At 47.4% G+C, this 13128-nt stretch carries 11 protein-coding genes; 4 read left to right on the plus strand and 7 right to left on the minus strand.

Features of this window, described 5'->3' with window-relative positions; translation table 11 throughout:
• Window positions 1–75: 75 nt before the first annotated feature.
• The gene (locus HGO26_RS04170; protein WP_168823499.1) at window positions 76–483 is read right to left on the minus strand and encodes a hypothetical protein; all 408 of its coding nucleotides are present in this window, start codon (window positions 481–483) and stop codon (window positions 76–78) included.
• A gap of 412 nt (window positions 484–895) precedes the next feature.
• Window positions 896–2392, minus strand: coding sequence for an aldehyde dehydrogenase (locus HGO26_RS04175; protein WP_168823501.1), 1497 nt, complete (start codon window positions 2390–2392; stop codon window positions 896–898).
• A gap of 280 nt (window positions 2393–2672) precedes the next feature.
• Here HGO26_RS04175 and aptA point away from each other — a divergent pair, with 280 nt between their 5' ends.
• From aptA to HGO26_RS04195, 4 genes are all read left to right on the plus strand, one after another.
• Window positions 2673–4010 carry an omega-aminotransferase AptA gene (aptA, locus tag HGO26_RS04180; protein WP_168823503.1) on the plus strand — a complete coding sequence of 446 codons (1338 nt, stop codon included), beginning with the start codon at window positions 2673–2675 and terminating at the stop codon, window positions 4008–4010.
• 69 nt (window positions 4011–4079) lie between these two features.
• Window positions 4080–5570 (plus strand): CoA-acylating methylmalonate-semialdehyde dehydrogenase, encoded by a 1491-nt coding sequence (locus HGO26_RS04185; protein ID WP_168823505.1) that lies wholly within the window; start codon window positions 4080–4082, stop codon window positions 5568–5570.
• 30 nt (window positions 5571–5600) lie between these two features.
• A complete protein-coding gene (locus HGO26_RS04190) occupies window positions 5601–5966 on the plus strand; it encodes a cupin domain-containing protein (RefSeq protein ID WP_168823507.1) in 366 nt (121 codons plus the stop codon).
• 183 nt (window positions 5967–6149) lie between these two features.
• Window positions 6150–6872, plus strand: a complete 723-nt coding sequence (locus tag HGO26_RS04195) for a TorF family putative porin (protein ID WP_168823509.1) — start codon at window positions 6150–6152, stop codon at window positions 6870–6872.
• 82 nt (window positions 6873–6954) lie between these two features.
• Here the strand turns inward: HGO26_RS04195 and nagP are convergent, their stop codons facing one another.
• The 5 genes from nagP to nagK all read right to left on the minus strand — a co-directional run bounded on the left by nagP (window position 6955) and on the right by nagK (window position 13117).
• Entirely contained in the window at window positions 6955–8253 is a 1299-nt protein-coding gene (nagP, locus tag HGO26_RS04200; RefSeq protein WP_168823588.1) for an N-acetylglucosamine MFS transporter NagP, read from the minus strand.
• Window positions 8254–8581: 328 nt separating this feature from the next.
• Window positions 8582–9736: a transmembrane glucosamine N-acetyltransferase NagX gene (gene nagX, locus HGO26_RS04205; protein ID WP_168823511.1), complete on the minus strand. Its 1155-nt coding sequence runs from the start codon at window positions 9734–9736 to the stop codon at window positions 8582–8584.
• A 157-nt stretch (window positions 9737–9893) separates the two neighbouring features.
• Window positions 9894–11048, minus strand: coding sequence for an N-acetylglucosamine-6-phosphate deacetylase (gene nagA / locus HGO26_RS04210; RefSeq protein WP_168823513.1), 1155 nt, complete (start codon window positions 11046–11048; stop codon window positions 9894–9896).
• A gap of 117 nt (window positions 11049–11165) precedes the next feature.
• Window positions 11166–12164, minus strand: a complete 999-nt coding sequence (gene nagB-II / locus HGO26_RS04215; protein ID WP_028760900.1) for a glucosamine-6-phosphate deaminase NagB-II — start codon at window positions 12162–12164, stop codon at window positions 11166–11168.
• A 17-nt stretch (window positions 12165–12181) separates the two neighbouring features.
• A complete protein-coding gene (gene nagK, locus HGO26_RS04220; RefSeq protein WP_168823515.1) occupies window positions 12182–13117 on the minus strand; it encodes an N-acetylglucosamine kinase in 936 nt (311 codons plus the stop codon).
• Between the last annotated feature and the right edge of the window lie 11 nt (window positions 13118–13128).

Genomic DNA, 13128 nt, shown 5'->3' on the forward strand with positions numbered 1-13128 from the left:
ATGACATAACCACACACAAAAAATTCTATCCAATGAGCCCAGTGACTGATGTCGTTTAGCTCTGTTAGAAGCTAATTATGCCAAAGATTGGTATTCATTGCTGCCATTATGAAACAACCTAATTTCGATACATTTTATTTCTTTTTTAGAGGAAATTAATTGCTCCACCAACCAAATATAACCGATTTCATATAGCTTATTTTGTAGGGAGAACAAATCATCTTCTGGCATATTGTCTATATCAACATTCAATAATTGATACCAATTAAAAGCTTTAAATTCAGAAACATCCTCAAACTCACATACTGCGGTTAAAAGCCATGCGCCATTCATCATAGAGGCTATATCGACAAAAAAATCGCAATATGCCTCACCTTGATTTTTACAAGAAATCGCATATTCCCTAACAAGTTCCATAAAATCGGATTTGTAACTATCGAGAGCTTTACTGACGATTGCCCCAAACTCTTCTACATTGTGCATACTTGCCTTCTTATTCAATGCTCTAAGCACCCTATAATATCACAAATAACTTACAACACTTTTCACACTATAACTAAATGCATTAATGGTAATGTTTGAAAGCCACAAATTTATAAGTGATAACTTACAATATTTATGAAGCAGATAAGAATGGAAGTAAATTGAGATATTAATGGGAGTGTTTAAAGTCAATATTCTATCGGGTATGAGTGATAAACAATATTACGAATCAAAACTGTAACATCTTATCCACAGCAGCAGATACAGATTTTACAAGTAAAATATGGCTTAAAAAAAGAATGGGTACGGCTTGAGCTCCAAAAAATAAAAAACCTCTTTCCATGTAATATGAAAAGAGGTTTTAGTATTGAGCGAAAGCGGCTCCTTCTCTTATATAGACAAAACTGAGCGGTTATAACACGATCCAGGTCGCTTTCAGTTCTGTGTATTTGTCGAAGGAGTGCAAAGATTTATCTCGGCCATTACCAGACTGTTTATAGCCACCGAATGGCGCTGTCATGTCGCCGCCATCGTAATGGTTGATCCATACCATACCAGAACGCAGGGCTTTAGCGGTTTTATGGGCCTTGCTGATATCCGATGTCCACACGCCAGCGGCTAAACCGTAGATGGTATCGTTGGCGATTGATATCGCTTCTTCCATGCCATTAAATTCAATAACAGATAACACTGGGCCAAAGATTTCTTCACTGGCAATTTTCATCTGATTGTTTACGTTAGAAAATACCGTTGGCTGCACATACACACCGCCAGTGTCGGCCATAACTTGGCAGCCACCGTGGACTAAGGTTGCACCTTCATCTTTACCCGCTTTAATGTAACTGAGCACTGTGTCTAACTGTTGTTTATCAACAACGGCGCCGCTCACAGTGGCGGGGTCGAGTGGATGCCCTGGATGCCATGAAGCTAGCTCCTCTGCGATAAGCGCGATAAGCTCATCTTTCACCCCGGACTCCACCAGCAAACGCGAACCTGCGGTGCAAACTTCACCTTGGTTAAAAGCAATGGCTTCGGCAGCAGCAACAGCAGCGGCTTTGAGATCTGGCGCGTCATTAAAGACGATATTAGGGCTCTTGCCTCCCGCCTCTAGCCACACGCGTTTCATGTTCGACTCACCAGCGTAAATCATTAATTGCTTGGCAATTTTGGTGGAACCTGTGAAAACCAGCGTATCCACATCCATATGCAACGCTAAGGCTTTACCCACGGTATGACCAAATCCTGGCAACACGTTGAGTACGCCTTGTGGGATCCCAGCTTCAATAGCCAATTGCGCCATACGGATAGCCGTTAAGGGTGACTTTTCAGAGGGTTTTAACACCACACTATTACCCGTGGCCAGCGCGGGCCCGAGCTTCCAACACGCCATCAGCATTGGAAAGTTCCACGGAACAATCGCGGCCACAACCCCCACAGGCTCACGGGTGATCATGCCAATTTCATTGTGAGCCGTTGGCGCAAGTTCATCGTAAATTTTATCAATCGCTTCGCCAGACCAGCGAATCGCACGGGCAGCCCCCGCCACATCCACCGCTTTGGAGAAACGAATTGGTTTACCCATGTCGAGGGTTTCTAACAGCGCGAGTTCATTGGCATTTTCTTCCAGTAACTCGGCGAAACGTATCATCACTTGTTTGCGCTTTACCGGAGATTGCTGCGACCAAACACCAGACTCAAATACGCTGCGGCCATTAGCAACCGCAAGATTAGCATCTGCAAGATCGCAACTCGCCACTTTTACCAACAAGCGACCATCAATAGGACTAATACAATCAAAGGTGCTACCCGAAACGGCATCTTGGTATTCGCCATTGATAAACGCCTTACCATTAATAGACAGGCTGGCAGCCAGACTTTCCCATTCGCTGCGTTTCTTCGGTGTGCTCATGATGACCTCTTAATCATTCGTATAGGTGTGGTTTATCGTTCATCGACAAGAAAATAGTGGTCTGTGACGACTTTAACGCAAATGCTAAACATCATCACAGTCATAATCCGAGTTTCAGGTTACGCTGTTTAAGCAATAAAATTCAATATTTTTTACAAAAATAGCTTTTTTGCCACAAATAACTGCACACGGCTCTTCCATGTTCATTATTTCTAACATAGCATAGCAAATATTAGCCACCCTAAAACAAGACCTGAAAATACAGGACAAGGTAGACACTATGGCCGATTTGCCGCTCAATTCCTCAAGCGCACCCTCACTTGAACATTTCTGGATGCCTTTTACCGCCAACCGCCAATTCAAAACCAACCCGCGGTTACTCACCAAAGCGGAAGGCATGTATTACACGGATATTGATGGTAATAAGGTATTAGATGCCACCGCCGGTTTATGGTGTTGTAACGCAGGCCATGGTCGCAAGGAAATCAGCGAAGCGGTCAGCAAACAAATTAAAGAGATGGACTACGCGCCCTCCTTCCAAATGGGTCATCCTATTGCCTTTGAACTTGCCGAGCGGTTAGTCGAGCTCAGTCCTGAGGGATTGAACAAAGTCTTCTTTACTAACTCAGGTTCTGAGTCCGTCGATACTGCGCTTAAGATGGCACTTTGCTATCACAGAGCCAATGGTCAAGCCTCACGCACCCGCTTTATCGGGCGCGAAATGGGTTACCACGGTGTCGGCTTTGGCGGCATCTCTGTGGGTGGATTAAGCAATAACCGCAAGGCATTTAGCGGCCAATTACTGCAAGGCGTCGATCACTTACCTCATACCTTAGATATCCAAAATGCGGCATTTACCCGCGGACTCTCACACTTTGGCGCTGAAAAAGCCGAAGTATTAGAACAACTAGTGACCCTGCATGGCGCCGAGAATATTGCCGCCGTAATCGTTGAACCTATGTCGGGTTCTGCAGGGGTAATATTGCCGCCACAAGGTTACTTAAAACGCCTGCGAGAAATCACTAAAAAGCATGGCATCCTATTGATTTTTGACGAAGTCATCACAGCTTTTGGCCGCGTTGGCGCCGCCTTTGCGAGTCAGCGTTGGGGCGTTATTCCAGACATTATCACCACTGCTAAAGCCATCAATAACGGCGCGATTCCAATGGGCGCAGTATTCGTGCAAGATTTTATCCACGACACTTGCATGCAAGGCCCCAATGAACTGATTGAGTTCTTCCACGGCTACACCTATTCAGGTCATCCCGTGGCCGCGGCAGCGGCACTTGCCACCCTATCAATTTATGAGAATGAGCAATTATTCGAACGTAGTTTTGAGCTTGAGCGCTACTTTGAAGACGCCGTGCACAGCCTCAAAGGGTTGCCGAATGTGATTGATATCCGCAACACAGGCTTAGTGGCGGGGATTCAATTCTCCCCTAACGCTCAAGGCGCGGGTAAACGGGGTTACGGCGTGTTTGAACACTGCTTCCGCCACGGCACTTTAGTGCGAGCCACGGGCGACATCATTGCCATGTCACCGCCACTGATTGTCGATAAACGCGAGATTGACCAAATGGTTAATAGCCTAATCGATGCCATTAACGCTGTTGGATAATAGCACCAGCGGTTCGTTCCACTCTCACATTTAACACCCCGCTGCGGCGGGGAACTTCAAAGGTTAACTATGCTCAAGATCACTCATTTTGTTAATGGTCAGCACACCCCTGCCAGTATAAGAACCCAAGATATTTTTGAACCCGCTACGGGTGAGCTACGTGGCCAAGTCTCACTGGCAAGCGAAACCGAAGTCGGCGAAGCCATCGCAATCGCAAAAAATGCCTTTGAAACCTGGTCGCAAGTCACGCCGCTCAACCGTGCTCGAGTGCTTTTTAAATTCAAAGCCTTAGTTGAGCAGAACCTAGATGAAATGGCGCAGCTTATCACCCGCGAGCACGGCAAAGTGATAGACGATGCTAAGGGCGAGTTGATCCGTGGTCTCGAAGTGGTCGAATTTGCCTGTGGTATTCCGCACTTGCTTAAAGGTGAACACACCCAGCAAGTCGGTGGCGGTGTCGATTCTTGGTCAGTTAATCAAGCTTTAGGTGTTGTCGCAGGCATAGCGCCCTTTAACTTCCCCGTGATGGTTCCCATGTGGATGTTCCCAATCGCGATTGCCTGCGGTAACACCTTTATTATGAAACCCTCGGAAAAAGACCCAAGTTCGGTGATACGTATTGCCGAGCTGCTTAAAGAAGCGGGTCTTCCCGATGGCGTGTTTAACGTGATTAACGGCGACAAAGAAGCCGTCGATACCTTACTCACCCATAAAGATGTGCAAGCGGTGAGCTTTGTGGGCTCAACGCCGATTGCCGAATACATCTACAGCACAGCCTCTAAACATGGCAAACGCGTGCAAGCCTTAGGCGGCGCGAAAAACCATATGTTACTCATGCCAGATGCGGATTTAGATCAAGCCGTGAGCGCCTTAATGGGCGCCGCTTATGGCAGTGCTGGTGAGCGTTGTATGGCAATTTCAGTCGTGCTGGCGGTAGGCGATGTGGGCGACGCGTTAGTGGAAAAACTGCTACCGCAAATTCAAACCTTAAAAATCGGCAACGGCCTGGTGCCAGAGATGGAAATGGGCCCGCTGATCTCAAAGCAGCACCTTGCTAAGGTCACCCAATATGTTGAAGCCGGTGTTCAAGAAGGCGCAGCGCTGCTGGTCGATGGCCGTAAACTGAGTGTTGAAGAAAATCCACAGGGTTATTTCCTCGGCGCCTGTTTGTTCGACCACGTCACGCCTGAAATGAGCATCTACCGCGAAGAAATCTTTGGCCCAGTGCTGGCGATTGTGCGCGTGAAAGATTACCCAACGGCGCTTGAGCTGATTAACCGACACGAATTTGGTAATGGCACGGCTATTTTCACCCAAAGTGGTGAAGCGGCGCGGCATTTCTGCCACCACGTACAAGTCGGTATGGTTGGAGTGAACGTGCCGATCCCGGTGCCGATGGCGTTCCACAGTTTTGGCGGTTGGAAGCGATCACTGTTTGGGCCGCTGCATATGCATGGCCCCGATGGCGTGCGTTTTTATACCAAGCGTAAGGCAATTACTGCCCGCTGGCCCGTAGGTAAACAGACTCAAGCTGAGTTTGTGATGCCAACGATGAAATAGCCGAATGTCAGCTCAACAAGGAAATCGCAAATGACTGTAAGTATCAACGCCATTATTCGCTTTGCTACGGCGCAAACACCCGTCGAAACCTATCAGTTACCGGCGGAAAAGTTGTTAGCAGGCAACCCAACTCAAGGATTAGAGAATCATTATTCTAGCCCTTGTGATCAATTTCACAGTGGAATTTGGCAAAGTGAATCAGGCGCTTGGAAAATAAACTACACTGAATACGAGTACTGCGAAATCCTCGAAGGGATGAGTGTTGTCACCGATCTTCAAGGTCAATCGCAGACGTTCACTGTGGGTGACAGGTTTATCATACCCGCGGGTTTTCAAGGCACTTGGGAAGTCGTGGAGCCCTGCCGCAAGGTTTACGTCATTTTCGAACAAAAGTGAGATCGACGAGGCTGATGTTAGCCTCAAAAAAGCTAAGTTATCTTAGCAATAACTCGCCATGAGGTCACAGCAACGGGTTTTCCTAGGCTGTTGTTTGGCAAACCAACGGATGCACTGGCGCGATTGAATAACCATGGTCGCCAGTAACACGTCCGAGTCAACAAAGAAAATGGGAGAAATACCGTGCATAATAATCTGAAAAAAAAACGGCTGGTACAGCTTGTCGGACTCGCGCTAACCACGACCCTATTCTCCGGCATTGCCACCGCCGAAGTGACTGGGGAAATTAGTCTTACTAACGACTATCGTTTTCGCGGCGTATCACAAACCGCTGGCGATCCTGCCCTGCAAGGTGGTATCGATTGGAGCTTCGATTCGGGTTTCTCTGTCGGCGCTTGGGCAAGTAACGTGGATTTTGATGAGCCAGGTTATAACGGCCCAGCAATCGAATACGATTTCTATGTCGCCTATGGTGGTGAGATCAACGAAGATCTGACCTACGACATCACCCTTAACCGTTATAACTACTCAGGCGAGAGTGATATAGGTTATTTCGAAGTGATTACGGGTATGGAATTTAAGGGCTTTCGCCTAGCCTATTGGTTTACCAATGATTACGGTGGTACTGACTTAGATTATCACTATGGAGAACTAAACTACTCCTACGAATTTGTTGAAAACTGGAGTATCGATCTGCACTACGGCTATAACGTGGGTGATGCCTTAGATGATGGTGAAGGTTTTGATAGCTACTCAGATTACTCTGTTGGCGTATCGACCGAATTGGCAGGCTTTGGGCTTTCTCTCGCTTGGTTAGGCACAGATCTCAGCGGTGACCAAAAAGTCTCTGACGGTGCATTTAAAAACTCAGATACCGTGCTTGCGAGCGTAAGCTACGCGTTCTAATTTCGCCTTAGCTTGGTCCAACTAAAACACAAAAAAGCCCTCATCATCGAGGGCTTCTTTTTAGCTGTTCAAACAGACTTGACTACCAACTGCGCATCTTATGGCCTTTCACCGCGTAGAACAGAATGAACAAGTAGCATGGCAACATCACAATATAACCGCCCTGCATGCCCATATCTGTCGCCGAACTCATTAAGCCCCAAGACACTGGACCAAAGGCGCCACCTGCAATCCCCATGATGAGAAGCGCAGAACCTGTACTGGTCAATTTCCCCATACCAGACAAAGCTAGCGGCCACACCGCAGGCCAAACAATCGCATTAGCTAACCCAAGAAAAGCAATCATCAACAAAGTATCGGGCAGCGCCACACCACCAAAAGGCACTAACAAAACATTAGCAATAGCGTAGGAATTATTATCACCAAACAAAACACCGCATGTCAGTAACAAACCCAGAATGGCCGACACCATCAAAGCCTTAGGTTGTGAAATAAAACGAGGAATTAACAGGATACCTAAAGAATAACCCAACACCATACACACCATAGTATAGGAAGTCATAACACCGTATGACTCTATGCCTAAAGACAAAGCAAATGTACCAATGGTATCGCCAGCAATAACCTCTACAGCAACATAAACAAACAGCGCTAACACGCCAAAGGCTAAGTTAGGGTGAGATAATGCCGCTTTAAGTTGCCCTTTATCAGTATTTTCAGCAGCTTCATCTTCATTCAACAACTCTGGCAAAGGTGATTTTTTTACCGCGAGCGCTAAGATACCGATAAAAATGGCCATGCCTAAATAGGGGAATACTAAACCGTCAGCCATTTCTTCAATTTGTACTTGAGTTAGCTCAGTACCAATACGGTCTTTAAAGCTGTCTAAAATCAACGCCGAAAACACCAAAGGCGCAATCACACCCGCACCTTTATTCAAAATACCCATCACACTGACACGGGCGGCCGCAGATTCTTCAGGCCCCAAACGCACCACATAAGGGTTAACCGCAGTTTGTAATAGGGTTTGGCCTGCGCCCATCACTAATTGGGCGAAAAGGAATAGGGCAAATATTTGTGTTTCCGCAGCAGGGATAAACAGTAAGCCCGCCAACATCATCACGCCCATGCCTATCGCCATACCATTCTTATAGCCGACTTTGCGAATAAGCCAAGCGGATGGCAAGGCAGTAAAGGTCACTGCAATGTAGAAAGAAAACAGGATCAACGACGCTTGAAAGGGATTGAGTTGCAATATTTGTTTCAAATAAGGCATCAAAGAACCATTCAACCAAGTGGCGAATCCGAGGATGAAAAAGAGAGCGGCCACTATGGCCATGGGGAGAAAGCTGCTTTTCTGCTGGCTTTTATCGAGTGTCATTTCCATAAACCTGCTTCTTATAGTAATTAATTATTTAGGTGATAACGGGGTTTAAATTAATGCCTAAGTTCCCGAATATCCGTATCGCGACTCGTCCGCAATGGCTAATGTTATCATCCAAACGCACCATTGTTTCAGTGATGTTAAAACAAATAACACAAAAAGACAACGCTGTCATTTAATAAATTCTCGCGAATATTCCCTCGTAATCATTAATTGGCCGACAGCTAAGTTATAAGTAAGTGATGACTCACATCCAGAAAATAATGTAAAAAAAGCCGCAGACACTGAGTGCGTGCGGCTTATCTCAAGCGATTAAGCAAACTGACTAAATTCTGACAAAAATATTGCGGCGATACATCCAATATAACACCAGCCACTGCACCACAAGTAAGCTGATAACCGCAGCTAATGCTTGAGCACTTTCAGGCAAGCCAGCGACTAAGCCTCCAAACACGCTTTGGGCGATATATTTCCAATCCACTAAACTCGACGCTAAATAGATAATGATGGCGTTGGTGCCTATCACCACAAAGAAAAAGGCGGCTTTTTGCCACTTAAGCACATCGACTAAGGCATAGAATACCGCCAGCAGGAGCATGCTCCAGCCCGACGTCACCAGCACAAATGAACTGGTCCACAGATCTTTATTGACCGGAATAATAAGATCCAACAGCCAACCTAAGGCTAAGCAAGCACCACCTGCTACGGCGAGTAATCCCACTTTGACCCACTCACCTTTAGGATGGGATTTAACAATAAAGTGGCCGACAAACACACCTGCTAACGCATTGACTATGGCGGGGATGGTCGACAGTAAACCTTCAGGATCAGGCGTGCGCCCCTGATAGCTTATGCCGGGTAATAACATAGAATCGACATAGGCATTGATGGATTCCGTTGGCGAGAGCACGCCCGCCTGTCCACCGGGGAAAGGCAACCAAAGTTGCATTGCGCCATAACCGAGCAAAATGCCCAAGGCGACAATAACTTGGGTTCGTAGACTCGTATGCCACACCAGTAATGCGGCAAAGAACCATGCAAAGGCGATTCGGCCTAACACACTGGCATAGCGAATTTTTTCAGGATCGGCAGACGCGCCCGTACCCCAACCGTGATTATATAAAATGCCCAGTAGCAGCAATAAAAAGAGTCGTTTAATCCCATGCCGATACACAGGTAATCGATCCTTCATCGGTAATTTATCTAAACGTTTGGGAGATAAACCTAAGGCCACACCAGAGAGGAAAATAAACAACGGAAAAATCAAATCGTAGAAGTGAAAACCATGCCATTGGCTATGGTGCATTTGTTCATCGCCCCATTGCCAACCTGCCCAGCCCGTTAAAATAAGCAAGCCACCAAACAGGGCCTCACCGCCCAAAATCCAAAACATATCGAAGCCGCGCAGTGCATCCAGAGACATCAACCTAGGTTTATTCACCTTTACTGGCACAATTGCGTTTGTCTGTGTAGTCCCCATGCCATCATCCTTTATTATTGTTATTAAAAGCTTTTATAAAAGTTGAGCAAAACTAATACTGTTTAAAATGAGTGCTGTACAATAAAAAAACTTAGCCCCTGTCATCAAAATACGACAAGGGCCAATTGTTACACATCACCTAAACTGCGAAAGCGATTTAAGGGTGTGCCCCTATCGTCTGTCCTGAATAGACGGCCCGTCCCGCAATATAGTTTGCCTGCACTTTGTTATGCGCATCGAGCAAGACAAAGTCAGCCCTATGTCCCAGTGCTAAACGGCCAGCCTTATGGTCAATCCCGAGGAACTGTGCGGGATATAACGCCGCCATTCTCAAGGCTTCTGCCAAAGGTAAACCTAACAAGTTCACCGTATTATTGACCGCAGTCGCCATATCGAGCACACAACCCGCCAGCTCACCGGTCACGGCATTTAATCTATCGCCGACTCTTAACACTCGAGTACCAAAAAGCTCAAAGCTAGTCTCATCGTCCATACCGACAGGCGGCATAGCATCGGTGACTAACATCATTTTGCCTCTCGGTTTTGCCCTTAGTGCAACCTTTGCCGCAGCGGGATGCACATGGTGACCATCGACAATCAAACCACACCAAGCGGTTTCACTCTCAATCGCCGCGCCAACCATGCCTGGCTCACGGGAGCCCAGAGGAGACATAGCATTATAAAGGTGGGTAAAGCCCGTCGCGCCTGCCGCTAATGCCGCAACCACAGTATCGTAGTCGGCATTAGAATGACCCAAACACACCTTAACGCCCGAGGCGACAAGCGTGCGGATCACCTCTGGTGACACATTCTCAGGCGCAAGCGTGACCACTTTAATCCCCAGATCTTGACGACAAAATACGGCGAGTTCAGCCTCTGTGATTTCGCGAATAAAGCCCTGTGGATGCACACCTTTTTTAGGTACAGATAAATGTGGCCCTTCAAAATGCACCCCTAAAACGCCAGCGCTACCTTTGACTAAAGCCTCAGCCACGGCATCGGCCGCATTGGCCATCACGCTGACATCATCGGTGATAAGTGTGGGTAAAAATCCTGTCGTGCCAAAACGCGCATGGGCACGGCCGATAGTCTCAATACAATCAACACTCGGATTGGCATTGAATAACGCCCCACCGCCGCCGTTCACTTGTACATCGATAAAACCAGGCACCAGCGTTCCGGCTTGGCGGATTTCCTTCGCGCCAACAACCGTATCAAACGCCAGAATGTGCCCGTCTTCAACAGTCACAGGCACATCTTGATGGAAATATTCACCATCAAAAATACGCTCAGCGATCAAGGTGATTTTCATCGCAAACCTCTTTCAATAAATAACGCGGTTAGCTTAAGGCTTAAATTAGTTTAACCGCGTGGCTTAGCTGCAGATGTTTAATCGTGCAGCCTACCTAGACCTCTTAAACTTTGCCGCTTAAAGCGTTTGGGTCACTTTTTTAAGGCCAGCAGGTTGATCGGGATCGATACCGCGGGCAATCGCAACCGCAGCCACATCGATATAGAATCGTTGTAATAACGCTAACGGAGCAACACGAGGGTGAATGTCCGTCGAGGTTTGATTCAGATGCACTAAATCGGCGCCGCGTTGGCTCACGTTTTCAATCTGTTCGATATGGCTAGCGTAAGATTCATCGCCAATGCACACATCAACAATAGTGAGTTTTTTCTCAACTAAAGTCACAGGACCGTGGAGGAACTCGGCACTACTGAACGCTTCGGCATGGATTGAACACACTTCTTTTAGCTTAAGCGCGATTTCCTTGGATACCGCATAACCTAAACCACGGCCGAGTACGACTAAGTTCTTCACGTCGGCAACGGATTCTGGCGTGAGTTGTGGCTCAGCGTCCACCGCCGTTTGCAGCGCTTGGGGTAAAGAAGCGACGGCGCTAGCAAGCGATTCGCTTTGAGTCCAAGCGGCGGCAAGTTGTAAAATCGCCGACAACGTCGCGAGGTAACTCTTAGTCGCGGCAACGGCTTTTTCTTCGCCGGCACGTAAAGGCACAACGACATCGACGATATCTTTAATCGGTGCACTTTCATCATTCACTAAGGCAACACAGAAAGCACCGGCATTTTTTGCCATACGCGCCTGCGCCAAAATGTCAGGGCTCCGGCCAGATTGTGAAATCACAATGACTAACGCGCCTTCGAGTTTCAAGGTTTTACCATACACACTCGCCACTGAAGGTGCGGCGGCGAAGGTCGGTACACCCGCTTCAATCTCAAATAAGTATTTAGCGAACACTCCCGCATGATCCGATGAGCCGCGACCTACTATCATCACAAAACGAGGGGCGAAGGCGCGCAGTTTCTCACCTAACTGCTGCATGATGTCAGCGTTAGCTTCTAATTGACCCGCAATTTTTTGCGGTGCAGTGCGTGCTTCTTGTTCCATAATAGTGTTTGTCATGTCTTTTACCTTCACGTTCAAATACAGGATTTGGCTTCAGTGCCTATGTGCACTGACAACGACTTATTAAATTCTTGCTGGGCGAAATACATAGCACCGAGTTCGGGTGGTGCTAAGGTTTCTGAAATCTTAGCGACCACATCGGCACCGAGCCAAGCTTGTAAAGGCTCAGCAAGACCACCGATCATCGAAAAACGCACCGGATTTAAGCTAAATAACTTACGCGCCATTTCGCTAATATAATCAGCACCTTCTTGCACTATGGCAGTCGCGACTGCGTCACCTTCATTGGCACAATCGAGTACGCTTCTGGCTAATGCGGCGTAGCAACTTGATGATTTACCCGCTAGATTTTCGACAATGCCTAGCGCATCGGTGACACCAAACTCATTCAACAGCATATCAGTTAATCGGGTTGGTACGGCAAAGCCATCGAGTGCTAACAACACGTGTTCGGCGGCTTTTAATCCAAGCCAAGCACCGCTGCCCTTATCGCCCAAGGCAAAACCATAACCACCAATACTCAAGCTGGTATCACCAACATGGGCATAACCGCAAGAGCCAGTACCCGTGATGATCACAGCGCCATCGGCACCGCGGTGGGCACCAATACAAGCGGTATGCAAATCGGTAGTGACATACATGGCTGCAAAAGGATGCTGCCAGTTGATAACATCTTGATATAACCTAGGTACATTTACGCCAGCAAGACCAAGACCCGCCACCAGCAAGTGACTTTCGCTCTCGTTCATGCCCGCATCTAGCAACGCCAGGCGAGTCGATGCTTCAATGGATTCAAATGTTTGTGTGAGACCATGCAGTGGATTTGCACGTCCTGCAACACCTGTCCCTAAAACGGTACCGTCTGCGCAGTAGATGGTGGCTCGGCATTTACTACCGCCTCCATCTACACCTATAAACAGTGGTTGATCTTTTGTCTGGACTAACCCCATGACACCCCTCT

Origin of the sequence: Shewanella oncorhynchi, from assembly GCF_012584455.1 — a bacterium.
Taxonomy (GTDB): domain Bacteria; phylum Pseudomonadota; class Gammaproteobacteria; order Enterobacterales; family Shewanellaceae; genus Shewanella; species Shewanella oncorhynchi.

What these genes read in the sequence shown, in the direction of transcription:
- HGO26_RS04170 (WP_168823499.1), bottom strand. Translation starts at nt 483, where the DNA reads ATGCACAATGTAGAAGAGTTTGGGGCAATCGTCAGTAAAGCTCTCGAT.
- HGO26_RS04175 (WP_168823501.1), bottom strand. Translation starts at nt 2,392, where the DNA reads ATGAGCACACCGAAGAAACGCAGCGAATGGGAAAGTCTGGCTGCCAGC.
- aptA (WP_168823503.1), top strand. Translation starts at nt 2,673, where the DNA reads ATGGCCGATTTGCCGCTCAATTCCTCAAGCGCACCCTCACTTGAACAT.
- HGO26_RS04185 (WP_168823505.1), top strand. Translation starts at nt 4,080, where the DNA reads ATGCTCAAGATCACTCATTTTGTTAATGGTCAGCACACCCCTGCCAGT.
- HGO26_RS04190 (WP_168823507.1), top strand. Translation starts at nt 5,601, where the DNA reads ATGACTGTAAGTATCAACGCCATTATTCGCTTTGCTACGGCGCAAACA.
- nagP (WP_168823588.1), bottom strand. Translation starts at nt 8,253, where the DNA reads ATGACACTCGATAAAAGCCAGCAGAAAAGCAGCTTTCTCCCCATGGCC.
- nagX (WP_168823511.1), bottom strand. Translation starts at nt 9,736, where the DNA reads ATGGGGACTACACAGACAAACGCAATTGTGCCAGTAAAGGTGAATAAA.
- nagA (WP_168823513.1), bottom strand. Translation starts at nt 11,048, where the DNA reads ATGAAAATCACCTTGATCGCTGAGCGTATTTTTGATGGTGAATATTTC.
- nagB-II (WP_028760900.1), bottom strand. Translation starts at nt 12,164, where the DNA reads ATGACAAACACTATTATGGAACAAGAAGCACGCACTGCACCGCAAAAA.
- nagK (WP_168823515.1), bottom strand. Translation starts at nt 13,117, where the DNA reads ATGGGGTTAGTCCAGACAAAAGATCAACCACTGTTTATAGGTGTAGAT.